The organism is Nocardia sp. NBC_01499 (genome assembly GCF_045040275.1).
In the GTDB taxonomy this organism is placed as follows: Bacteria; Actinomycetota; Actinomycetes; order Mycobacteriales; family Mycobacteriaceae; genus Nocardia.
In genome coordinates this window covers 729,207-752,246 of record NZ_CP109426.1, presented here as the reverse complement: position 1 = coordinate 752,246, position 23,040 = coordinate 729,207, and the positions used below count along the sequence as shown (strand labels likewise).

The 23,040-nt window shown below is 66.3% G+C and carries 24 protein-coding genes and 1 pseudogene; 16 read left to right on the top strand and 9 right to left on the bottom strand.

Going from position 1 to position 23,040, the window contains the following annotated elements; genetic code table 11:
• Positions 1 to 62: 62 nt before the first annotated feature.
• On the top strand, positions 63 to 1,997 hold the full coding sequence (locus tag OG203_RS03480) for a M3 family metallopeptidase (RefSeq protein ID WP_405164194.1): 1,935 nt from the start codon (positions 63 to 65) through the stop codon (positions 1,995 to 1,997).
• A gap of 28 nt (positions 1,998 to 2,025) precedes the next feature.
• Here OG203_RS03480 and OG203_RS03475 read toward each other — a convergent pair whose 3' ends face one another.
• On the bottom strand, positions 2,026 to 2,484 hold the full coding sequence (locus OG203_RS03475; RefSeq protein ID WP_405164193.1) for a MarR family winged helix-turn-helix transcriptional regulator: 459 nt from the start codon (positions 2,482 to 2,484) through the stop codon (positions 2,026 to 2,028).
• 97 nt (positions 2,485 to 2,581) lie between these two features.
• Between OG203_RS03475 and OG203_RS03470 the strand changes: the two genes are divergently transcribed.
• Positions 2,582 to 3,340 (top strand): dioxygenase, encoded by a 759-nt coding sequence (locus OG203_RS03470; protein WP_405167762.1) that lies wholly within the window; start codon positions 2,582 to 2,584, stop codon positions 3,338 to 3,340.
• Positions 3,341 to 3,376: 36 nt separating this feature from the next.
• A complete protein-coding gene (locus OG203_RS03465) occupies positions 3,377 to 3,940 on the top strand; it encodes a DoxX family protein (RefSeq protein WP_405164192.1) in 564 nt (187 codons plus the stop codon).
• A 13-nt stretch (positions 3,941 to 3,953) separates the two neighbouring features.
• Here OG203_RS03465 and OG203_RS03460 read toward each other — a convergent pair whose 3' ends face one another.
• Positions 3,954 to 4,679, bottom strand: a complete 726-nt coding sequence (locus OG203_RS03460) for an SDR family oxidoreductase (RefSeq protein ID WP_405164191.1) — start codon at positions 4,677 to 4,679, stop codon at positions 3,954 to 3,956.
• A gap of 83 nt (positions 4,680 to 4,762) precedes the next feature.
• Here OG203_RS03460 and OG203_RS03455 point away from each other — a divergent pair, with 83 nt between their 5' ends.
• The 3 genes and pseudogenes from OG203_RS03455 to OG203_RS03445 all read left to right on the top strand — a co-directional run bounded on the left by OG203_RS03455 (position 4,763) and on the right by OG203_RS03445 (position 8,010).
• Complete coding sequence (locus OG203_RS03455) at positions 4,763 to 5,632, top strand: LysR family transcriptional regulator (RefSeq protein WP_405164190.1); 870 nt, start codon at positions 4,763 to 4,765, stop codon at positions 5,630 to 5,632.
• A 146-nt stretch (positions 5,633 to 5,778) separates the two neighbouring features.
• Positions 5,779 to 7,089: pseudogene (gene secY / locus OG203_RS03450) on the top strand (preprotein translocase subunit SecY); the annotation flags it as partial.
• Entirely contained in the window at positions 7,066 to 8,010 is a 945-nt protein-coding gene (locus tag OG203_RS03445; protein ID WP_405167761.1) for a response regulator, read from the top strand. The pseudogene secY and the gene OG203_RS03445, both read left to right, overlap by 24 nt.
• A 43-nt stretch (positions 8,011 to 8,053) precedes the next feature.
• On the opposite strand, the gene OG203_RS03440 is transcribed toward OG203_RS03445, so the two are convergent.
• A complete protein-coding gene (locus OG203_RS03440) occupies positions 8,054 to 9,091 on the bottom strand; it encodes a fused (3R)-hydroxyacyl-ACP dehydratase subunits HadA/HadB (RefSeq protein WP_405164189.1) in 1,038 nt (345 codons plus the stop codon).
• 130 nt (positions 9,092 to 9,221) lie between these two features.
• Between OG203_RS03440 and OG203_RS03435 the strand changes: the two genes are divergently transcribed.
• A complete protein-coding gene (locus tag OG203_RS03435; protein ID WP_405164188.1) occupies positions 9,222 to 10,412 on the top strand; it encodes a glycoside hydrolase family 76 protein in 1,191 nt (396 codons plus the stop codon).
• On the opposite strand, the gene OG203_RS03430 is transcribed toward OG203_RS03435, so the two are convergent.
• Positions 10,409 to 11,281 (bottom strand): glycosyltransferase family 2 protein, encoded by an 873-nt coding sequence (locus tag OG203_RS03430; protein ID WP_405164187.1) that lies wholly within the window; start codon positions 11,279 to 11,281, stop codon positions 10,409 to 10,411. The two genes, OG203_RS03435 and OG203_RS03430, sit on opposite strands and share 4 nt — an antisense overlap.
• Before the next feature lie 12 nt (positions 11,282 to 11,293).
• Positions 11,294 to 11,872: a hypothetical protein gene (locus OG203_RS03425; RefSeq protein ID WP_405164186.1), complete on the bottom strand. Its 579-nt coding sequence runs from the start codon at positions 11,870 to 11,872 to the stop codon at positions 11,294 to 11,296.
• Between the two features lie 165 nt (positions 11,873 to 12,037).
• On the opposite strand from OG203_RS03425, the gene OG203_RS03420 reads away from it, so the two are divergent.
• Positions 12,038 to 13,267 (top strand): histidine kinase, encoded by a 1,230-nt coding sequence (locus OG203_RS03420; RefSeq protein WP_405164185.1) that lies wholly within the window; start codon positions 12,038 to 12,040, stop codon positions 13,265 to 13,267.
• The gene (locus OG203_RS03415; protein ID WP_405164184.1) at positions 13,257 to 13,946 is read left to right on the top strand and encodes a response regulator; all 690 of its coding nucleotides are present in this window, start codon (positions 13,257 to 13,259) and stop codon (positions 13,944 to 13,946) included. The genes OG203_RS03420 and OG203_RS03415 overlap by 11 nt, the downstream gene beginning before the upstream one ends.
• On the opposite strand, the gene OG203_RS03410 is transcribed toward OG203_RS03415, so the two are convergent.
• Positions 13,947 to 14,600, bottom strand: a complete 654-nt coding sequence (locus tag OG203_RS03410) for a hypothetical protein (protein WP_405164183.1) — start codon at positions 14,598 to 14,600, stop codon at positions 13,947 to 13,949.
• 18 nt (positions 14,601 to 14,618) lie between these two features.
• On the opposite strand from OG203_RS03410, the gene OG203_RS03405 reads away from it, so the two are divergent.
• From OG203_RS03405 to OG203_RS03395, 3 genes are all read left to right on the top strand, one after another.
• Positions 14,619 to 14,849 carry a hypothetical protein gene (locus tag OG203_RS03405; protein WP_405164182.1) on the top strand — a complete coding sequence of 77 codons (231 nt, stop codon included), beginning with the start codon at positions 14,619 to 14,621 and terminating at the stop codon, positions 14,847 to 14,849.
• A gap of 115 nt (positions 14,850 to 14,964) precedes the next feature.
• Entirely contained in the window at positions 14,965 to 15,978 is a 1,014-nt protein-coding gene (locus OG203_RS03400) for an NAD(P)-dependent alcohol dehydrogenase (protein ID WP_405164181.1), read from the top strand.
• Between the two features lie 112 nt (positions 15,979 to 16,090).
• Entirely contained in the window at positions 16,091 to 16,480 is a 390-nt protein-coding gene (locus tag OG203_RS03395; RefSeq protein WP_405164180.1) for a hypothetical protein, read from the top strand.
• A gap of 8 nt (positions 16,481 to 16,488) precedes the next feature.
• Here OG203_RS03395 and OG203_RS03390 read toward each other — a convergent pair whose 3' ends face one another.
• Entirely contained in the window at positions 16,489 to 16,851 is a 363-nt protein-coding gene (locus OG203_RS03390) for a hypothetical protein (RefSeq protein WP_405164179.1), read from the bottom strand.
• A gap of 57 nt (positions 16,852 to 16,908) precedes the next feature.
• Positions 16,909 to 18,036: a DUF418 domain-containing protein gene (locus OG203_RS03385; protein ID WP_405164178.1), complete on the bottom strand. Its 1,128-nt coding sequence runs from the start codon at positions 18,034 to 18,036 to the stop codon at positions 16,909 to 16,911.
• Between the two features lie 208 nt (positions 18,037 to 18,244).
• Here OG203_RS03385 and OG203_RS03380 point away from each other — a divergent pair, with 208 nt between their 5' ends.
• The 4 genes from OG203_RS03380 (at position 18,245) to OG203_RS03365 (ending at position 22,395) form a co-directional block, all read left to right on the top strand.
• On the top strand, positions 18,245 to 19,384 hold the full coding sequence (locus OG203_RS03380) for an alpha/beta hydrolase family protein (protein WP_405164177.1): 1,140 nt from the start codon (positions 18,245 to 18,247) through the stop codon (positions 19,382 to 19,384).
• Positions 19,385 to 19,433: 49 nt separating this feature from the next.
• Positions 19,434 to 20,912: an alpha/beta fold hydrolase gene (locus tag OG203_RS03375; RefSeq protein WP_405164176.1), complete on the top strand. Its 1,479-nt coding sequence runs from the start codon at positions 19,434 to 19,436 to the stop codon at positions 20,910 to 20,912.
• Between the two features lie 101 nt (positions 20,913 to 21,013).
• The gene (locus OG203_RS03370) at positions 21,014 to 21,940 is read left to right on the top strand and encodes a histidine kinase dimerization/phospho-acceptor domain-containing protein (RefSeq protein WP_405164175.1); all 927 of its coding nucleotides are present in this window, start codon (positions 21,014 to 21,016) and stop codon (positions 21,938 to 21,940) included.
• A 128-nt stretch (positions 21,941 to 22,068) separates the two neighbouring features.
• Positions 22,069 to 22,395, top strand: a complete 327-nt coding sequence (locus OG203_RS03365) for a hypothetical protein (RefSeq protein ID WP_405164174.1) — start codon at positions 22,069 to 22,071, stop codon at positions 22,393 to 22,395.
• A 45-nt stretch (positions 22,396 to 22,440) separates the two neighbouring features.
• On the opposite strand, the gene OG203_RS03360 is transcribed toward OG203_RS03365, so the two are convergent.
• On the bottom strand, positions 22,441 to 23,019 hold the full coding sequence (locus OG203_RS03360) for a GNAT family N-acetyltransferase (protein ID WP_405164173.1): 579 nt from the start codon (positions 23,017 to 23,019) through the stop codon (positions 22,441 to 22,443).
• Positions 23,020 to 23,040 lie beyond the last annotated feature (21 nt).

The following is a 23,040-nucleotide window of genomic DNA, read 5'->3' as shown; positions in this document are numbered from 1 at the left end:
GGCCGGTGGACTGCCGAAAGTTGTGGAATGACTGGGGTTAGGGCGGCGGTTACTGTCGTGGGATGAGTCCGCAGCCACTTGCTTTGCCCTCAGCTGACTGGTCCGAATGGCTTGCCGATTACGTGTTGAGCAGATTGCGGGCCGTGCCGCGGACGGTGGAGCGGCTCAAAGACGGGACCCGGCGCGAGACCGCTGACGTGCTCGGCTTGTGGAACGACGCCGACATTGCTTTGCGTGGTGCTGAGTCTGCGGCTTTGTTGTTCGTCGAGGTGCACCCCGAGCTTGCCGTGCGTCGGCGTGGTGACGAGCTGGTCCAGCAGGTGGATCGGGTCAGGTCTGAGCGTGATCTCGATCGTGCGCTCTATGACGTCGTCGCGGCCACCGACCCGGCGGGTCTTGATGAGGTGGCTCTGCGCATGCGCGACCACGTGTTGCGCGACTTCCGGCGCAGCGGTGTGGATCGAGATGAGCGGACCCGGGCCCGGTTGCGGGATATCTCGGAGCGACTCACCGTGCTGGAGCAGGACTTCGGTCGCGCCATCCGGGATGACGTTCGCGCGATTCGGATCGCGCCCGAGCAGCTCGCGGGGCTGCCCGCCGACTTCATCGCCGCGCATCCGCCCGCCGAGGACGGCTTGGTCACGGTCACCACGGACTATCCCGACTACCGGCCGTTCTATGCCTACGCCGAAGACGCCGACGCCCGCCGCCGACTCACGATCGAGTTCCACAACCGCGGTTGGCCCGCGAATGACGCTGTCCTGCACGAGATGTTCGACCTTCGACACGAGAAGGCCCAACTGGTCGGCTACGACAGCTGGCCCGACTACGACGCACAGGTCAAGATGATCGGCACCGGCGACGCCATCGCCGAGTTCATCGAACGGATCTCGACCGCCGCCGCGGCCGCGGGCCGACGCGACCTCGACACGATGATCGCGCGACGCCGCGAGGACGACCCCGCCGCCACCATCGACCGCTCCGAGATCGGTTACTACACCCAGCTGATCCGGCGCGAACAGTACGACGTCGATGCCAAGGAGGTACGCCGATACTTCGACTTCACCCGGGTGCGGGCCGGTCTGCTCGAGGTCACCGGCCAGCTGTTCGGGCTGGAGTATCGGCCGGTCGATGTTCCGCTCTGGCACGCGGACGTCACCGCCTACGACGTCTACGCCGAAGGTGAACTGCGTGGACGGATCTATCTCGACCTCCATCCGCGCGAAGGCAAATTCAAGCATGCCGCGCAATTCGAGCTCGTCGGCGGGATTACCGACCGGCAATTGCCGGAGGGAGTGTTGGTGTGCAATTTCTCGCGCGGGCTGATGGAACACCGCGACGTTGTCACGCTGTTCCACGAATTCGGGCACCTCATCCATCATGTGCTCGGCGGCCGGCAGGAATGGGCACGGTTCTCCGGAGTCGCTACGGAGTGGGACTTTGTCGAGGCGCCGTCACAGATGCTCGAGGAGTGGGCGTGGGACGCTGCGACCCTCGGCAGGTTCGCGGTCGATGAGAGCGGGGCGAGTATCCCGGCCGGGCTGGTGGGACGGATGCGGGTGGCGACGGATTTCGGCAAGGGAATGTTGGTGCAGACCCAGGTCGCGCACACGGCGGTGTCGTATCTGCTGCACCGCGACCGTCCCGCCGACCACACCGCGGCGGTCTCGAACGCGATGGAGCACTACGGCCTGATCGCGGAATTGCCCGGCACCCATTTCCAGGCCTCGTTCGGACACCTCGCCGAATATACCTCCGCGTATTACACCTATGCGTGGAGTCGGGTCATCGCGAAGGATCTGTTCTCGGCCTTCCATGGCGATGACCTGTTCGATCCCTCAGCGGCGCATCGATATCGCGATCTGATTCTCGTTCCCGGCGGATCGCGGGACGCCGCCGATTTGGTGGCGGACTTCCTCGGTCGTCCGTTTACCTTTGATGCGTACGCGGCATGGTTGGATCGTGCGCCGGTGCCGACCGCTGAGTCGGCTCCGTAAGTCCTTGGCGTAGTGCACGATTCGGTAGCTAAATGCCGCGGAGTCTGGTCGCTACTTCGCCGAGGCCGTCGGCAATGGCCTTGCGCTGGGCGGGGGTCAGTACGTCGATCAGTAGGTCGCGTACCAGGGCGACGTGGCCGGGGGCTGCCGCCTCTAGTTTACGGCGGCCTGCGGGGGTGAGGGTTGCGACGATGCCGCGGGGGTCGTCGGGGGAGGGACTGCGGCGGACGAATCCGGCCTTGGCCAGTTGGTCGATCTGGTAGGTCAGGCCGCTCTTGGAGGTGAACAGGGCTGCGGAGAGTTCCGTCATCCGGAGTTCGTTGCCCGGCGCCCTTGCCAGGCGGACGAGCACCTCGTACTGGGTGTGGGACAGGTGGGCCTCGTCCTTGAGCTGCTGTTCGATGCGCCGATTCAACAGTGCCGTCGCGGCGAGGAATGCTTCCCAGGCGCGCATCTCTTCGTCGTCAAGCCATCGCGGCTCGGCCATCCGCGCACCCCTTTCAGGTTGTTCAAACTCGAACAATAACCTATCATCGAGGTAGATGTTCAAATTTGAACTACATGGAAGGAGTGGCCCGATGCGGATGCCTGTCGTCTACCTGTCGCACGGTGCCCCGCCGCTTGCCGACGATCCGATCTGGCCGGGCCAGCTGGCCGCATGGTCGGCGGAGCTGCCGAAACCCGAAGCGGTGCTGATGATTTCGGCACATTGGGAAGACGCACCGCTGGCCATCGGCGCGACGACCACGGTTCCGCTGGTCTACGACTTCTGGGGCTTCCCGCAGCACTACTACGGGGTGACCTACCCGGCTCCTGGCGCGCCGGAACTGGCCGACGATGTGCGCAAACTGCTGCGTGGACCCGGCATGTCGGTGCACGACGTGCCCGATCGAGGACTCGACCACGGCGCGTACGTGCCACTGGTGGAGATGTATCCGGACGCCGACGTGCCGGTGCTGCAGATGTCGATGCCGACCCTGGACCCGGCGGGTCTGCTGGCGATCGGGCGTAAGCTCGCACCGCTGCGCGAGCAGGGTGTACTGATCGTCGGCAGCGGTTTCTTCACCCACAACCTGCGGGCACTGAGCACCGACGGCTCGGTGCATCCGGTGATGGCCGAGTTCGACGAATGGGGTCGGCGCGCGCTGGACGCCGGCGATATCGATGCCCTCCTCGACTTCGAAAACAAGGCGCCCGCAGCGCAATTGGCACACCCGCGCACCGAACACTTCGCGCCGCTGTTCGTTTCGCTCGGCGCGGCAGACACCGACCTGGCCGCCCAGCGCAGCGTGATCGACGGCTTCTGGCAAGGCCTGGCCAAACGCTCCATGCAATTCGGCTGAACCCGCTCGACCTCACCCATCGAAAGGAACCATCGAATGACCGACACCGCAACAACTTCGCGTACCGTATCCGCCTCCGGTGCCCCGATCGAGACGGCAGGGCATGCCGCGACGCCGCATGCCTACGACGCCGGACTGCTCCTGCTGCGCATCGCGGTCGGGCTGACCATGGCCGCGCACGGTGCGCAGAAACTGTTCGGCGCATTCGGTGGCGGTGGCTTGGACGGAACCGCGAAGTTCTTCTCCAGCAAGGGATATCCCGCCGGTGAGGCGATGGCCCTGGTCGCCGGTGTGACCGAAACCTTCGGCGGCCTCGCGCTCGCGCTCGGCCTGCTCACCCCGCTTGCGGGCGCGGCCGTGGTCGGCACGATGCTCAACGCCCTCGCCGTCAAGGGTTTCGGCGCCTTCTTCGCGCCGAAGGGCATCGAGTACGAACTGCTCCTCACCGCAGCAGCCGCAACCATCACCCTCACCGGCCCCGGCCGCTACGCCGTCGACCACTTCGTCCCCGTATTACGCTCGCACCGTTTGGTTTACGGCCTCGCCGCGATCGTGCTCGCAGTCCTCGCCGCCGGTGCGGTGCTGGTAGTGCGCAACTAGGACCGGTCCTGGTTCACCAGGGGACGACGCCCTCGTCGTCGAAGAAGCCGCCGCGTGGTCCGTCGTCGGGGAGGGTGGCGAGGTGGAGGGCGATGGCGGCGCCTTGTTCGGGTGTGCGTGGCGCGTTGAAGCCGGTGAAGTCGGTGGCGACGTAGCCGGGGCAGCAGGCGTTCACGATGATGTTGGTGTCGGTGAGGCGGCGGGCGTACTGGGCTGTGATGCTGTTGAGCATCGACTTCGATGGTGCGTACGCGGCAAGGATCGGGCCGGTTTGCAGTGTCAGCGAGCCCATGTTGCTCGATATGTTGACGATGCGCGGTGCGGTCGCGCGGCGCAGCAGTGGGAGCATCGCGTTCGTCACCCGGACGACCCCGAACACGTTGGTGTCGAGGACGGTGCGGACGACGTCGAGGTCGAGCGTCGTTGGATCCTGTGCGCCACCGTCGATCCGGCCGCCGATGCCCGCGTTGTTGACGAGCACGTCGAGTCGTCCTGTGGTCTGCTCGATGGTCGCTGCCGCCGCGGCGACGCTGTCATCGGAGGTGACGTCGAGGGCGACCCCGAACGCTTCGACGCCAGCGGCACGCAAACTCTCGACGGCTTCCTTGCGCCTGACGTCGTCGCGCGCCCCCACCGCGACCGTGTAGCCGAGCGCTCCGAGACCCTGTGCGATGGCAAATCCGATTCCCTTGTTCGCGCCGGTGACCAGCGCGATGTTCGTGTCGTTCACTCGATCCATCCTTGGTGAGCGCACCGGGATCGTCCAATATCGGTTCAGTGCACTGTGATACTCGCCAGGTATCTGCCGGTAGGCTTGCTCGCGTGCACGATCTCGAGACCCGCGAGCTGCGGTACTTCGTCGCTGTTGCCGAGGAGTTGCACTTCGGTCGCGCGGCCGAGCGGCTCGGGATCGCGCAACCGCCGCTCTCGCGCGCGATCAGTCAGCTGGAGAAGCGGCTCGGCGTCCAGCTGCTCGACCGGGACCGTCGTGGCGTGGCGCTCACCGATACCGGCAGGGTGCTGCTTCGGGAGGCAAGAGCGGCCCTCGACGCGGTCGAGGCCGCCGCGCGCCGGACGCGACGTGCCGGGGATCCGAAGCGACCGCTGGTGCTCGTGACGAAGGCCGGTGCGTCACATGAGCTGCTGCGACAGCTCCTCGACGCACACGCGAGCGAGCCCGACGCGGTACCGGTCGAGGTGCTGCTGTGCGAGGTCGGCGAGCAGGCAGGGCTGCTGCGCGACGGGCACGCCGACGTGGCGATCATGCATCGCCCGTTCGACGACCTCGCCGGGTTCGACACCGAAAACCTTTGCGTCGAAGGCCAAGTCGCGCTCCTTCCCGCTGGACATCCGCTCGCGGCACGCGATCAGCTCACGCTGGCCGATGTCCGTAACGTGCCGGACCTGCCGATCGCCCGATGGCCCCGGCTCGACGGGACCTACCCGGACGGGCCAGGTCCGGAGGTGCGCACCCAGTCGAAGCTCGCGCAGCTCGTCGCACTCGGCAAAACGCTGCTCGTCATCCCCGCCTCCAGCCGTGCCTGGCAGTGGCCCGACCACGTCGCGGTGCCCGTCGTCGACGCGCCGGAGGTCACCACGGTGATCGCATGGCCGCCGAGCAGTCGCTCCCCGGCGGTCGCCGCGCTCGTCCGCTCAGCGGCCGGACTCCATATCCTCAGCACGCAGCTTTGACTGATTCCCTCTATGGAGGGAGGTGAAAGTCCGACTCTCGGGCGACGTGGGCAGGCACGGATATTCCGTACCGTCGTAGGCCCCCGACAGGTTCGTTTCCCCGTGGATTCGTCCTGTCCGACAACGTCGTTCGACAGGAGCAGTGTGTGCTTTCCGCCTTCGTTTCGGCTTTCCGGCCACCGGACTTACGACGGAAGATGCTCTGCACGCTCGGTCTGCTCGCGCTGTATCGTCTCGGCGCGACACTGCCGTCACCCGGAGTCGATTTCCCGTCCGTTCGCGCCTGCGTCGCTATTGCTTCCGGCGGTGAATCCGCCGGTATCTACCAGCTGATCAATCTGTTCTCCGGCGGTGCGATGCTGCGGCTTTCGGTGTTCGCGATCGGCATCACGCCCTACATCACCGCTGGCATCATCATTCAGTTGCTGACGGTCGTTATTCCTCGGTTCGAGGAATTGCGCAAGGAAGGCCAATCCGGCCAGGCGAAGATCACCCAGTACACCCGCTACCTGTCGCTATCGCTTGCGGTATTGCAGGCATCGACCTTGGTCGCCTTAGCTGGGCGGGGTCAGCTGTTGCGCGGGTGTCCGAAGAAAATCCTGGCCGACAGCAGCCTCTTCGGCATGATCGTCATCGTGCTTGTGCTGACCGCGGGCGCGGCGTTGGTCATGTGGTTCGGTGAGTTGATCACCGAGCGCGGCGTCGGTAACGGCATGTCGCTGCTGATCTTCACCGGTATCGCGGCGCAGATCCCGAGCCAGGGGAAAACGATTCTGGACAGCAAGGGGCCGTTGATCTTTGCCGGTGTCTGCGTCGCGGTGTTCGTGCTGATCGTCGGCGTGATCTTCGTCGAGCAGGGGCAGCGCCGGATTCCGGTGCAGTACGCCAAACGCGTGGTCGGCCGGAGAATGTATGGCGGTTCATCGACGTATTTGCCGTTGAAGGTCAACCAAGCCGGTGTCATCCCCGTGATTTTCGCGTCCTCGCTGCTGTATCTGCCGCAATTGCTCGCGCAGCTGACTCAGCACGGTTCGGGCCCGCAGGCGAAATGGCAGGAGTTGATTCAACGGTATCTGGTGGACCAGAGCAGTCCGGCGCACGTCACGATCTACTTCGCGCTGATCGTATTCTTCACCTACTTCTATGTCGCGATCACCTTCAATCCGCAGGAGCGCGCGGACGAGATGCGGAAGTTCGGCGGGTTCATGCCCGGCTACCGTCCCGGCAAGCCGACCGCGGACTATCTGACCTACATTCTGAGCCGGATCACCTTGCCCGGTGCCGTCTATCTGGGCGCCGTGGCCGTACTGCCGAACGTGCTGCTCAGCATCGGCGGCTCCGGTACGGCGCCGGGACTTGCGTTCGGTGGTACCTCCGCGCTTATCGTGGTCAGCGTCGGTCTGGATACGATCAAACAGATCGAGAGCCAACTGATGAACAAAAACTACGAAGGGTTTCCTCCGCTGAACATACGGCCGGAAGCCGCGTCGGCACACCCGCTGCGGCGGGTGGCGTCCTCAGTCGTGTTCGCTATCACCGCGGCGACGCTGTCGGTGACCGGCGTGCCCGCCGCCACCGCGTCGGCGAGCAGCACGGTCGAGAAACATCAGCCGGTGGATTGCGACCGGCACATCGACCTGTCGCAGGACAATCTCGACTCCTCGTCGAGCTCAACGATTTCCGTGCTGCTCGCCGACAATCACGCGGTATTCCGCTCCGGTCTGCGCGCGGCGATCGGCACCCAGCCGGATATCGAATGCGTCGCCGAGGTCGACCACGGCATCGCCGCCATCCGGGAAATCGAGCGGCTGAGACCCGACGTCGCGCTGCTCGACCTCGACATGCCCGGTCTCGACGGTCCTGCCACCATCGACGCGGTCGCGGCGCTCGGCGGCGCCACCAGGATCCTCACGCTCACCACCTCCGATACCGATGAAAACCTCTACCGCGCACTGTGTCTCGGTGCGTCCGGGTTCCTCGTCAAAACGCTGCCGTCCACGGGACTGATCTCGGCCATCCGGATGGCGGCCCGCGGCGACGCCCTGATCGACCCGAGCCTGACCCGCCGCCTCGTCACGCGGCTGGCCACCGGGATCGAACCGTTCCCGACCGCGCCGGAAGTCGAAACCCTCACCGCCCGTGAACATCAGGTGCTGCTGCTGATCGCCAAGGCATACACGAATCCCGAGATCGCCGACGCGCTCGGCGTCGGCGAGCAGACCGTCAAGACGCATGTCTCCAATGTGCTCGCCAAACTCGGTGTCCGCGATCGAGTGCACGCGGCCGTCTACGCGCACACTCGTCGCATCGTTCCCGTCGAACCGCTGTCCACGCCAAGCGCTTTCGCGCCTGTTTATGGGCTGGCGGGCGGGACATAGTCGAACGTATTGCGGAGCAGCCACGCCACCGGCAGTTTCGGTCTCAGGCGAGGCGGACGTTCGCGGTGGCGAGGCCGAAGATCTTGCGGCCTGCCGATTTCGCGACGATGACGACGACGGCGGTCCTGGTCTGCGGGTCGATCGACTTGATGCGTCCGGTGAACTCGACAGTCCCCACGGATCGGGCGTCGACGACGGTGTAGTTCGAAAGCCTTACCCCGTACCTGGTTACGGCACCCGGGTCGCCGAGCCAGCCGGTGACGAATCCCGCGCCGAGACCCATGGTGAGCATGCCGTGCGCGATCACGTCGGGCAGACCCGTGAGTGCGGCGACGTCGTCGTGCCAGTGGATCGGGTTCGCGTCACCGGCCACACCTGCGTAGTTCACCAGGTCGCCCCGCGTGAGCTGGGTGGTACGCGGCGGAAGTTCGTCGCCTACGGCGATGTCTTCGAAGCGGATCGCGGTGTGCGGCAGGCGCGTTCGAGAGGCCTCGGACAGGCTCGGGGTGGACGCCGGGGCGGTCTCGCTGTTCCCCTCAGCCCCCTCCTGTGCCGAATCCGTTGCGCGGGAGAACACTTCGATGCCGTGCATGATCACGCGCTCGATCGCGTCGCCGGTTCCGGCCGCGACATCCTCGCCCGTGATGCCAGCGACAGTCGTGTGCATGATCTGCACGACCTCACCCGTTTGATCGGTGAAGGTGTTCTTGACGGTGAGCAGAACGTTGCCAGCCACCCGGCGCACCGAGGCGAGCTCGACATCGCTGACCAGCCGGTCACCGGTGACCACCGGCTTGTACATCTCGAAAACCTGATCGGTCTGCACGAATCCGTCGTAACCGGTGATCACGGTCTCGAAAAGCCTGCGGTTGGCCAACATCGCGGCGATGGAGACGAACGTGGTCGGCGCGACCAAACCGGCGTAACCGAAATCGTCGGCGGCGTCCTCGCTCCAATGCACGGGATGAAAATCCTGCACCGCACGCGCGTATTCGCGGATCTTCTCTCGGCCGACCTCGTAAAAGTCATCAGCACGGTAGCGATGCCCCACCAGTGTGGCTACATCGAACGTCGCTTCCATCAAGTCGCTCCTCGCTCTAGATCCTCCGGGCATCGTAGTGGGCGTGGTTGTACGGGCGCCTTTTTGGGCGAGTCGGAAGGAAGCGTTCCACGCTGCGGATAGAGTTCGCCCGGCGAAGGAGGTCGGATCGATGTATCGCGATCGAAGCGGAGTCAGCAGGCGGACGGTGCTGTGGGCGGCGGCCGGAGTGGGTGTCGGGTTGGCCGTATCGCCGGGGCTCGCGTCGGCCGCACCGACGACGGCCGCCGAGTGCGCGCAGCGGGCAGGCCTTGCGGAGCAGGCGATTCAGGCCCGGCACCTGCGCCCGCTGTGGGGCCTGCCCGGCACACTGCTCGGCGTGACCGCCTGGCCGCCGTCGCCGCAGGAAGAGGTGTTCGAAGAATGGAACTACTGGTTCCAGGCGCACCTGCTCGATTGCGCGACCGATGCCGCGATCCGCGCACCGGCCGCTGAACGCAACGACCGGGTTGCCGCCATCGCCCGCGGCATCCGCGCCCGCAACCTCACCGGCTGGACGAACCAGTACTACGACGACATGGCCTGGCTACTACTCGCACTCGAACGCGCCGACCGCCTGCTCGGTGTCGGATTCCCCGACGGCATCAACGACTTGCGGACGGCGATAGTCGACAGCTGGAACCCCGAGGTCGGCGCGGTGCCGTGGCGTGTCGACTCCGACTACTACAACGCGGCCGCGAACGGTCCCACCGGCATCGCGCTCGCCCGGCTCGGCGACCTGACCCACGCCACGCAAATCGCCGACTTTCTGGCTACTCGACTGCGCAGCAACGACTCCGGCCTCATCATCGACGGCGTACACGAACCAGGCGCCCGATTCGAGCCCGCCGTCTACACCTACAACCAGGGCACAACCATCGGCCTCGAAACCGAATTGGCAACGCGCACAGGCGCTCCCGAGCACCGCGACCGAGCAACCGCCCTGATCGCCGCGACCAGCAGAGGCCTGACCAAAAACGGCGTCATCGTCGGCGCGGGCGGCGGCGACGGCGGTCTGTTCATGGGCATCCTCGCCCGCTACCTCGCCCTGACCGCAATCACCTTGCGCGACACCACCGCCGCCCACCTCATCCACACCAGCGCCAACGCCGCCTGGACCCACCGCGCCGACGTGTCCGGCCTCCCCCTCTTCGGCACAGACTGGTCAACCCAGGCCCCCATCCCCACCCAACCAGAAACCCCACCACACCTGTCCAACGGCAGAACCGCCGCCTCCACCACCCCCAACCGAGACCTCTCAGTCCAACTGAGCGCCTGGATGCTCCTCGAAGCCGACTATCAAGTCACTGCCGCCGGTCTCTAGCGATTCAGGCGTTGGGTGATTGCGGTCCGCAGGACTGATGCCGCGCCGCGAACTACCAGGCCCGCCGCGACCAGCGGTGCGAACAGGAGCCATGGCGAGCCCTGGTGGTAGTCGCAGTAGAAGCGCAGGGCGCTGCGGTGGTGGCTGCGGATCTTGCGGAACGGTGCTGATCGCATGCTGCCGCCTTCACGGTGGCGGATTTCGACGGCGGGGTCGAGCACGACCCGCCAACCAGCACGATGCATATCGAGCGCCATCTTGGTTTCCTCGAAGTAGAGGAAGTAGCGGGTGTCGAACCCGCCGACCGCGTCGAACGCGCTGCGCCGGAACAACATGCAGCAACCGGAGATCCAGTCCACATCACTGACCGTGGTCACCGGATTGCCGAAGTACGCGCGAGTCGCGGGATTGCCAGGCCACACACCGCCGAACAGCGCGTGTGCGATACCTACCGCGAGCGACGGGAATCGACGCCCACTCGGGTAGGGCGATCCATCCAGCCGGGCTATCCGCGGACCGATCATGCCGATGGTCTCGTCGGTGCGTGCGGTCTCGACGAGCGCGGCGATCGACCCCGGGGCGAGGTTCGTATCGGGGTTGGCGACCAGGATCCATTCGGCATCGGTCGCGGCCGCGCCCTGGTTGATCGCGGCGGCCAGGCCGACATTCTGACGATTGCGGATGACCGTCCCGCCGAAGTGTTCGACAAAACTGGCACTGCCGTCCGTCGACGTATTGTCGACGCCGACCACGTCGAGGGTCAGCGGATCGACCGCGGCGGGTAGCGATGCCAAGAACGGCGGCAGATCCTCCGCGCTCTGGTAGGTGACGAGGACGAGGCCGACGGTCTTTTCATCGCGGCGAGACATGCCGGGAACTTATCAGCCGGTTGCCTGCTTGCCGTGTTCGGCAGGCAGCAGGAGCAGGTTGAGAAGGGCGGCTGCGGCGGCCGTGAGTAGCGCGCCGTCGAGGTAGTGGCAGGCCATGGCGCCGAGGTAGGTGGGGCCGCCCCAGGCGTTGGCGGTGAAGTTGGGGTCAAGGCCGCCGAGGATTTGCATGCCCGCTCGGAATGGGCTGTAGATGAGGAGAGCTGTTGGGGGGATGGCGAGTAGTAGGCGCGGTAATGCGCTGGGGCGGTTCAGGATCGAACCGATGGTGTGGGTGAGGCGGTTGGCGGCGGTGGTGCCGAGGGGAGCGAGTAGGAGGAGGCGGGTGGCGTGCGGGCCGCGTTGGCGGACGATGGCGGTGGTGATGATGGCGGTCAGTGCGAGTAAGACGAGGTGAGGCCACCAGGCCGTGGTGCCTGCGACGTGGGCCTCGTGGTCGGGCGAGCGGTTGAGGTAGGCGAGGCCACCGGAGACGATGCCCGCCGCCAGGGATGTGGTGGCGATGGCGAGTAGCGGGATGGACAGTCGCGGCCGGAGGCTGCGTGGTCTCGATCCGGTGATGTGTGTGTTCATGCGCTAACTTTGGCTCGCTGACCTGGGCGATGTCGTCATCTCATTGGCGCGAGATCGGTACCCGCTGTGGGCGGATGCCGCGCGAGATGTCCGACTTGCGGATGACTGGCGATCTGGACCTCGGGGCGATGTGCAGGCACTGGCCGGCCGATTACGGTCTGCGCTATGGCGATTACTTCTTTGCCGCCGGATCAGGCCGAGCGACCGTGGCATCAGCGGCTGACGCTGTTGCGGCATCGGGCGGGGCCGGACGCGATCGACATCGGGATCGCTGTCGGCTGTTTCGTGGTGTTCACCGTGCCCGTGCTGGTGGGTGCGGTCAGTGGGATCGGGTCGCTGCCCGCCATCGCGGCGCTCGGTGTTGCCGTGGTCGCGCCGCTGATCGTTCGGCGTCGCTGGCCGGTGGCGGCGCTCGTCGGCGTGACGGCTGTGCTGTGCCTCGCCTCGGTGCTCGGTGTCCGATTCACGCCGTGGGTGAGCAATACCGGTCCGGCGTTCGGCGTCGCCGTGCTCACGCTGGCCGACCTGCGGCCACGTCGGGATTCGTTGCTCGCCACCGGTGCGGCGCTCGTCGCGATCTGTGTCGCCGCGCTGGTCGGTATGCATCTGCATCCCGAACAGGACCAGGACTTCGTGCAGCTGTTGATCGCCGTGCCCGCTTGGCTGGCCGGTGACATGCTCCGGACGCGACGCGACTACCGGCACAGAATCGCCGCGCAGCAACGGCATTGGGCCGAAGAAGAGGAACGCCGGATTCGGGCGGAGGAACGGCTACGCGTGTCGCGCGACGTGCACGACCTGATCTCGCACACTTTGAGCATGGTCGCCGTCCGGTCCGGAGTGGCTCGCCTGCTGATCGACGAGCAGCCGGGCGAGGCACGTCAGGCGCTCGGCGCGATCGAGACAGCGAGCCGATCCGCGCTGAACGAACTGCGGCGGGTGCTTGCGCAGACCCGCGAACCCGGGCAGCTGGACGACGCGGCCGAACCCGGGCTCGCCGAGATTCCCGCCCTCGTGGACGGGCTGCGCCATGACGGTCTGATCGTGGAGTATCACGTCACCGGTGTGCCGGTCGGCTACCCGGCGCTGCTGCAGACCACGGTCTATCGCATCGTGCAGGAGGCACTCACCAACGTCGTCAAGCACGCGCACACCGCCCGCGCGCGGATCGAGATTCGGCAGGCCGCGCACGAACTGACCGTGTCCATCTCCGATGAGGGGCCGATGGCCGAGGCTGTCGGTCGGCCCGACGGCAGCGGCTCGGGTCTCGGCCTGATCGGGATGCGCGAACGAGTGTCGTTGTTCGGCGGCCGTTTCGAGGCAGGACCACAACCTGCGGGCGGCTTCGCCGTCACCGCGTACTTCCCGATCGATGAGGATACCGATGTCCGCTGACAACACGCCCCCGGCTCCGATCCGGGTCCTGATCGCCGACGACGAAGCTTTGGTCCGCGCCGGGTTCCGCGTGCTCGTCGACTCCGCACCAGATCTCACCGTCCTCGGCGAGGCGAGCAACGGCGGCGAAGCGGTCAGGCTGACTCGCCAACTGCGACCCGATGTCGTTCTGATGGATATCCGGATGCCGATCATGGATGGCCTCGAGGCGATGCGGCACATCGCGGCCGGTGGCGTGGACGGCCCACATGTGTTGATAGTGACCACTTTTGACCAGGACGAGCACGTCTTCCACGCGCTGCGCAGCGGCGCGAGCGGCTTCATCCTCAAAGACTCTCCGCCCGAGCAACTGCTGCACGCGATCCGCGTCGTCGCCAACGGTGACGCCCTGTTGACGCCGAGTATCACCCGCCGGATGATCAGCGCGTTCGCCCGCCAACCCTCGGCACCGTCCATACCGCCCGGAGCGGTGGCAGCGCTAACCGACAGGGAGCGTGAGGTTTTCGAGCATGTCGCGGCTGGCCGATCCAACGCCGAGATCGCCGCGACGCTCTGCGTGAGTGTCGCCACCGTCAAGACACACGTCGGACGTCTGCTCACCAAACTCGATGTCCGCGACCGCGCCCAATTGGTCGTTCTCGCCTACGAAACCGGCATCGTGGTGCCGGGCAACCTCTGATCAGTCCGGCTTTGCCGGTGTCCGGACGGCGATTTCGTCACCCAGTTCGTAACCGCCGGACAGGCGCAGTCCGTCACCGCTCCAGAATCGGCCAGGGTCATACCAATTGGGGCTGCGGTGCTGCGGTAGCAGGCCCATCGACTGGTAGGTCGCGGCCACGATCTCCGCGCAGTACGCGTTCTCCAGCTCGCGGGCGGCCGCCTGGCGCGACTTCGGCCGCGGCAGGCTCACCCGGCCGCGCAGCCAGCGTCCGGCGAGTCCGGCGGTGGACGGGAACGGCGTTCCGTCGAGCCGTGCGATGGTGCGCAACAGACTGTCTTCCATCTCCCTGGTGGCCGGACGGTTCAGCTGACGTAACCACGCCTGCTGACCGTAGCGATGTGCCCACACCAGCACGGCGTCGCGCAGATTGTGCAGCTGAACGCCGCGGTGCGCGGCCCCTGACCACATGTCGGGCAGTGATCGGCCCAGCTCCGCGTGCCAGATCAGCGCGGGCATATCGTCGAGCACGACCGACATTCCGACATGATTCACCGGACTGTTCGTCGTCATCCGGATCGCCCGGTCAGCCGCCGAATGGCCACGAAACAGCCAGATGTCCCCGGTTCTCGTGAGCTCGAGCGCCCGGTCGAGATCGATGGTCGTACCCGCCATGCCAGTAGCCTATGCGGTATGAGGTGGTGGAAGGCAGTCGGATTGGCGGGCGCGGCCGGTGTGGTCGCCACCGGTGTGGTGGTCGTGCGCGCCGAGCGCCGCCGCCGCGCGTACACCCCGGACCAGGTGCGCGAACAACTGCACGTGCGGTTCGCGCAGGCCACGTCGGCACAGGCGGCTGTCGAAAACGCCGCTCCGGCACCGAGGGTCGGTCTGCGTGCGCGACTGCGCCGCTGGTTTCGCCGCTGACCGAACACGATCAGCGATGAACCCGGCGCATTCCGCAGCGGGCGAGCGGTATTCGGTGCTCTGATCGATACTCGCCCTGTACTGAGGGTGCTGGGCTCCGAAAGACAGTGACGATATGCGCGCAGCGGTTTTGGCGGCGGTCGGCACAATCGCGATCGTGGAACGTGCTGTGCCCGAACCGGGTCCGGCCGAGGTGCTGGTCAAGGTCGGCGCGGTGGGGGTGTGCGGATCCGACGTGCACTACTACGAGCACGGCCGGATCGGCGGACACGTGGTCGAGCAACCGTTGGTGCTGGGCCATGAGGCGTCCGGTGTGGTGATCGGGCGCGGCGCGAACGCGCGACGACATCCTGTCGGGCAACGGGTTTCGCTCGAACCGGGGGTGCCGGACTTCACCTGCGTGCAATGCCGGGCCGGCCGCTACAACCTGTGCCCGAACATGCGGTTCTTCGGCACGCCCCCGATCGATGGCGCGTTCTGCGAATACGTCGTGCTGCACGAGGAATTCGCGCATCCGGTGCCTGATTCGCTGACCGATGAGGCGGCCGCCTTACTCGAGCCGCTGTCGGTCGGTGTCTGGGCGTGCCGGAAGGCGCGGGTGAGCGCGGGGGACCGGGTGCTGGTGAACGGCGCGGGACCGATCGGGCTCGTCGCCGCGCAGACGGCACTCGCGTTCGGTGCGTCCGAAGTGGTGATCACCGACGTGAACCCGCGGCGCTTGAAACTGGCTGTCGCACTGGGCTGTACGCAAGCGATCGACGTCGGCGCTATCGCGCTGGGCGACACGGGATTCGAACCGAATGTCCTGGTGGAATGCTCCGGGAATCCCACCGCCATCGGCGCCGCGGTCCGCACCGTGGCCAGGGCTGGTCGGGTGGTGCTCGTCGGCATGGGTGGCGACGATATCCCGCTGCCGCTGCCCTACATCCAAGACCATGAGCTGGAGCTGACCGGAACATTCCGTTACGCCAACACCTGGCCGACGGCGATCGACCTGGCGGCCAGCGGACGGGTTGATCTGGATCGCCTGGTCACCGGCCGTTTCGCGCTCGACGAGGTGTCGGCGGCATTGACCTGCGGGCGTGTCGACCGCGACTCGATCAAACCGATCGTCGTGCCAGGAACCTGATCGACCGCCGAAAGACCACAACGTCACGGACGCAAATCAACACTGACCACCGATGAACACCTCTAGAGTCGACACCGGCCGGGTACCTCCCGGCGACCACGGAGGGAATGAGATGACCAGCAACTCCGAACGTCTCGCGCGATGCGCCGCGCTCACCGCGCTCACCAGCGCGGCACTGCTGATCGGTGCGGCCACCGCCGCCGCCGATGATTGGCCGTCGGACGGCGGTGGCGCGCTGTCGGTGTACGACACGAAGGACTTCGCCGTCCCGAGCGATGCCGACTACTGGAATCCGTTCTCCGATCGCAACAAGCTGTCCTCACCGTTCGGCACCACGACTCGCATCGTGTGCACCTCATTTCACGGTGTCCAACAGGACTGCTGGCAAGCCGATCAGGACGGCAACCCGCACAAGCTGAACAAGGCGCCGCTCGACGTGCCGTGGGCTGGCTCCAGCAAAACCGGCTACTACGCCCCCGTCCACTACGTGTACCCGGGCTGAGTCCGCAGTCAGTTCGTACCGGCGATCGAGACGATCGCCGCCATGACCTGTTCGGCTTGACGCCCGGTGTCGGCGTAGAGGAGTTTCCCTGTCCTGGTGCAGTATTCGCCTTGAACGGCGTCGAACTTGTACTTCGTCGATGATCGGCGTTCGCGGAGGAGTTCCTCGATATCGCCGCCGAGCGCGCGATACCGGGACGCGGTGGTCCGGATCCCGGACGCGTACTCCTCGGCCTGCGCGGAGTCGTCGAGTTCCCCTCTGGCGGCCTTCCAGGCATAAGCGTCGATGTACTGCAGGAGATCACGCTTGGCCTGCTTCAGTTCCCTCGGCTCGTACATGTACCGGCCTTCCGGTAACGGCTCCGTGCTCACCTTACGAGCATCGCAGCCAACGCCGGTGACGTCTGTCCGCTGAACGCTCGACATCAGCTAACTGGTTGCGGCGGAGTGTGTTTCGGTGTGGGCGGGACGCAGCGTGCCGTAGGTGGCGGCGCGGAGCACCCACTCGATCGGGCCGTAGCGGTGCCCGCGCACGTACCATGCGCTGACGGCCAGTTGTCCGGCGTAGATGGTGACGGCGAGGCCGAGTACCGCCCACTCCGCGAGCTTTCCGGCGAGCGCGAACCCGTAACCGGTGAAAATGACTGCGGCGATGAGGGATTGGCCGATGTAGTTGGTGGCGGCGATCTTGCCCGCGGGCGCGAAGATCCGCTGCACCACCGAATATCGTTGCAGCAGACGCAATATGGTCGCCGCGTACGCGGCCGACAGCAGCGGTGCGACCAGGTGGGCGGGACCGGCCAGCGGCCAGTCGGTGACAGCGGCCAGCGCGCAGATCGGGGCGGCGATGGTGAAGCCGATCCACTGAACGCGGGGGAGCAGTGGCAGGTAGCGCTCCGGTTGTTCGAGCAGCCGCGCCTTTCCCGCAACCATGCCGATCAGGAACATGGGCAGCGCGTTGAACAGTCCGAACATCAGGAAGACGTGGGCGTTCCCGGCGAAGACGTCCCAACGGTAGCTCGCCGCGTCCAGCCAGCCGGATCGCATGGCCGCCAATGCGGTCGCCCGCTCGGCCGCGCTCATGCTCGGGTCGGCGTGCAGCATATTCATCGCGGTAATCGTGATCAGCGACACGGTGAAGGGCACCGCCGCCACGATCAGCGCCGTTTTCGGCCGCAATCGACTCAATGCGAGCAGCGCGAGCCCGGCCACGCCGTAGCCGAACAGTACATCGCCGGTGAAGAGAAATGTTATGTGCAGCAAGCCGATTGCCATCAACATCAGACACCGGCGGACCGTGCGTGCTCGCGGATTCGCGTTCGCCCGTTCGGCCGAACGGAATTGCATGGTCAGCGAATAGCCGAAGAGGAACGAGAACAGCACGTAGAACTTGTCATAGCAGAGCGCGGTCACCAGGGAATGCGCTGGCCCGTCACTGAAGCCGCCCGGCTTGGACATCACCATGATGTTGACGATGAAGATGCCGCCGAGGGCGAAGCCGCGCAAGGCGTCGAGTGCCGTAATGCGCTGTGCTGGAGGGGAAATCGGCTGATTCATGCCGAGTCACGTTAGGCAGTCCGTCCGTGCCGCGAATCGTGCCACAGGCTGACCAAGACATAGCTCTCGAGGATGATTTCGCGCTGGCGCCCGCTTTCTTACGTGGCTTTGTCATTGGTCTGGCGTTGCTTTGCTGACGGGTGCGCAGGATCGACGGAACACTCGACGGTGGCTGCCGCCGGGTGCCGACGGAAGAGGAGTTCGGAAGGTGCGCATTATCGCCGCAATCATGCTCGCGCTGACATTGCCCGTGACGGGTATCGCCTGTGCACGCGAGACCGAAGCGCCAAAGCTGCCGCCGAGTTCGGCAACAACCCAATTACCCGCTCCTACTGGCGGATTCGCGGTCGGCCGGAACACGCTTGTCCTCGTCGACGCGGCCAGGAACGATCCATGGGTACCGTCGCTACCCCGCGAGTTGATGGTCAGCATGTACTACCCGGCGCACCAGGGCGGCGGTGCGCGTGCGCCGTACGCGACGGACGCGGAGAGCCGTCTGATGATCGATGGCATGGGACTGAAGGGAGTTCCGGTGCAGGCGTTGAGCAAGGCGGGTACGAACGCCGAGGTGGACGCCGCGCCGGTCGCGGGAAGCTATCCCTTGGTGGTGCTGTCGCCGGGCTTTACCGCACCGCGCTTCACCCTCACCGCGTTGAGCGAAGAACTCGCCAGCCGTGGCTACGTGGTGGCCGCCGTCGACCACGCGGGCGAGTCGTTCGGCACCGAGTTTCCCGGTGGCCGGATATCAACGTGTGTGGCGTGCGACCGAATCGCCGAAGGCGGGTCGCTCACGCTGATGGCCGAGACCAGAGCACGTGACACCGCCTTCTTACTCGATCGTCTCACCGGCCCTAGCGCGTCCTGGCCGCACGCGCACCTGATCGATGCCACAAGAATCGGCATGGCGGGTCACTCGATCGGCGGGGCGAGTGCCGCTGCCGCGATGGCGATCGACCCCAGGGTGCGTGCCGGAGTGAACATGGACGGTTCTTTCCAAGGCGTCGTGCCAGCGCTAGGGCTTGGCGATCGACCCTTCCTGATGCTCGGCGCGGACGGCCAGACCAGCCCCGGCGGCCAGGACCCGTCGTGGGATGAGGCATGGACCCGATTGCACGGATGGAAGCGTTGGCTGACCCTCGTCGGCGCCGACCACGACTCCTTCGCCGACACCGGCGCGCTCGCCGAGCAGGCCGGGATGCCGGGCGAAGCCGCGCTGCGTGGCGGTCGAGCCGTTGATCTCACCCGTACCTTCGTCGCCGCGTTCTTCGATCAGCACCTGCGCGGTATCGGGCAACCGATCCTGGACAGTCCCGCCGCCTTTCCCGAGGTCCGGTTCAACACCCCGTGAACCGCGGCGATAAGACTTCGATGACGTACGAGGAAAGGAACTGCGCGAGATGAGCAGCAAGTTGGCGGCCGGTATCGGCCTCGCGACCGCGCTGGCGGTGACCGCGGGCCTGATCACCGCCTGCGGCGGCCGCGTAGCTCCGGAATGGTGTCCGACGGTGCTCGGGCACGAGGTGTCCTGCGGGGTGCTGTCGCGACCGGTCGTGGCGGATCGGCCGGAGCTCGGCGAGCTCGAGGTCGGTTACGCGCTGGTGCGGCACAGTCGCCGCGATGCGTCCGTCGCGGGCACGATCGTGCCCAATCCGGGCGGGCCTGGCGGGTCGATGATCGACCAGGCGGCATCGGCGGCGGCGTTGTCCGAATCCCTGCTCGATGATCATGACCTGCTGCTGATCGACCCGCGCGGGACCGGACGGTCCAGCCCCTTGGACTGTGGCATCGGCAAAGAGGCGGTCGGATTCGATACGCGGGCACGGCAAAAGCAAGTGGTCGCGGAATGCGGCCAGCGGCTCGGTCCGCGCGCGGCGGGCTACACCTCCGCGGCGACGGCCGACGATTTCGACGCCGTCCGCGACCGGCTCGGCATTCCGAAGCTGGTGCTCTACGGCCTTTCCTACGGCACCTATCTGATGCCGATCTACGCGCAGCGGCATCCGGACCGGGTGCAGTCGATAGTGCTGTCCGGCGCGTACCCGATCGATTTCGATCCGCTGTCGCGCCCGAGCGCACAGGCGGAATCGCTGACGCTGCACCGCATTTGCGACCGCAGCGGGTTGTGTGACGGCGACACCGCCGTGGCCGACCTGACGGCAACATTGGCACGGCTGCGATCCACACCGATTGCCGTCGAGGGTCTCTCGCCGCTGGTGCTGACCGAGGGGAAACTCAGCAGCCTGATCTTCGAGTCCGCCAGCGGCGGGGTCGGCTGGGATCCGACGGTGCTCACGCCGCTCGGCACGCTGCCCGCCGCGCTGCACAAGGCGGCGCGCGGTGACGATTCGGCGCTGACGGAGTTCGTCAAGGCGACCGCGTCGCCGGACGACGGGGCTAGCGCATTGGGGACGGCGGTCGTCTGCAACGACTACGCCAAAGCGTGGTCACCGGATACTCCACCGGCACAACGGGATTCGCAGTACCAACAGGCGCTGTCCGCGACCACGCCCGGTGCGTTCGGCGCTTTCAGCGCGACGGGCTTCGACGAGGGTCTGAGCGATGGTGGTGACATCTGCATGCTGTGGCCTAACTCTGGTGCCACACAACCGCATTCGAGCGGCATGCCGGATGTGCCGGTCCTGGTGCTCTCGGGTGATCTCGATGCCAACACCCCCGATGCCAACGGCCGGGCGGCCGCGGCACAGTTCCGGCACGCCACATTCGTGTCGGTCCCGAATACCGGCCACGTGCCAGGACTGGAACCCAGCGGATGCATCCTCGGCCTCGTCGCCCGCTTCATCCGCACCACCTCGGCCGGGGACCTGGCCTGCCTGGACCGCATCCCACCGATCCAGGTGACCGCGGTCACGAACTGACGGCCCGCACCGAAGAGCACCCTGCCGACCAGCGAGAATGGTCAGATGATCACTGTCATCGGCGATCGGCGTGCTGGCCGAGGCGTCAACGGAGCCGCGTGATGTTGCGGGCCAGGATCGCGGCGGTCGCCATCGCGGCCACCGCGGTCGCCATCCTCCTGGTCATCGGCGCGTTCTATAGCCGCACGAGTGAGGTCGTCGCCGATCAACTCGACCGCGGCCTGCGCGATCGTGCGGATAACGTCCTGGCCGTGCTGGCGACCGGCGGCGTGCCGTCGCCGCGAGCCGATACCGTCGAGCAGGTGCTGTCGTCCGACGGCACCGTCCGGCGCCTCGGCACGGGCGGCGACGCGCTGCCGGTCTCCGATATCGACCGTGCGATCGCCCGAACCGGCAGTGGCACAGCCGAATCCGATGTCGATGTGGACGGCGAATCGTACGGGATCCTCACCAAACCCCGTCCAGGCGGTGGCGCGGTCATGGTCGCTCAGCACTATCGAGAACCAGAACGGATCGCCCGCGAATTCTTTTGGCGCACAGGCTGGATCATCGTCGTCGCGGTGGCGGTCTGCGCGCTGCTGAGCTGGCTGGCGATCGGACGGATCCTGCGCCCCGTCCGGCGCCTGCTCGCCGCGACCGAACACATCAGCTCCACCCAGGACCTGTCCGCACCGCTTCCCGCGGCCGGTCGCGACGAAATCGGCCGTCTCACCGGCAGTTTCGACGCCATGCTCACCGCGTTGCGCCGTTCCCGCGACCAGCAGCGCCGACTGGTCGAGGATGCCAGCCACGAACTGCGCACCCCACTGACCTCGATCCGCGGCAGCGCCGAACTCCTGCAACGCGCCCGCGGCCGACTCGACCCCGACGACGAAACCCAGGTGCTGGCGACACTCGTCCAGGAATCGAGGGCGCTCGACGAACTGGTCGCGGAGCTGGTCGAACTCGCCAGCGATCAGAACGCCGTCGAAGAACCGGACACCCTGTCCGACGATCGCGCGCAGCCGCGTCCGGCTCCCACCGCATAGTGCCGCACTTGGCGCCATGACCGACAGAACATCGCAATACGCCCAGCCGTGGCGGTACCGGACAGGCGAATGTGGGCGGCGATGCTGAATATTTGTAATAGACGGACGGTATGACCGATAGTCACCGTATGAAACGAATACTCGCGTGTGTAGGTATCGGTGCCGCCGCTCTGTTGTTCGCTGCTCCGATCGCGTCCGCTGACGCCGACGCCGACGCCGCTCTTGCCAACCGCCATGACTGGTCCGGCAACTTCATGTCACAGAACAATCTGAGTCTTTCGTCGCGGATCGTGATCAGCCCGTACGGCACCAGCCGCCCGATCATGTGCAGCGGCGGCGACGGGCACTACTCGCTGTTCCCGTACGACTGCACGCAGAACGACGACAATGGCGTCGCGCACCAGCTGGACCGCGTCATCGGTATCGGTGGCGGCGGCGTCTGGCTCTACCGCTGACATAGTCGAGAGGACGGGGTTCGCCTGCACCGCAGGCGAACCCTTTCATTCTGTTCGGCCGGATTCGCGGAGTTCGCCGGGCAGCAGGCTGAACAGCATGCTGTCGCGCCGACCGTCTTGGGAGCGCATGTGTGAGCGCATGATTCCCTCGCGGATGAAGCCCGACCGCTCGGCGACGCGTTGCGAGGCGATGTTGTCAGGGGCGCAGGTCAGTTCCAGGCGGGCGATGGCGAGCACGTCGAAGGCCCACCGTGCCAGCAGGCGAACGGTTCTGGTGGCCGCGCCACGTCCGCGGGCATGTGGTGCGAGCCAGTAACCCACCCCGGCACGTTGCTGGTCGAGGTCGATGTCGTACACCGAGCATCCGCCGAGCACCTGGTCGAGATCGGTGGCGTCGACGATGGCGAGGCTCAGCCTCTCGCCGCACATCCGCTCCCGGTGCTCCCGCTCGAAATGGTCTCGCACCCGTGCCTCGGTGACCGGTTCGGTCGATGTCAACGAGAAGCGTTGGTACTCCGGATCGGCGTAGCCGAGTAGCCGCTGATGAATATCGGTCGTCCGCCAAAGCCGCAGCGCGACAACGTCATCGGCGAGCGATTGATCGGGAATCGGTACTTCTGGCATATCCGAACGCTAACCGAGATC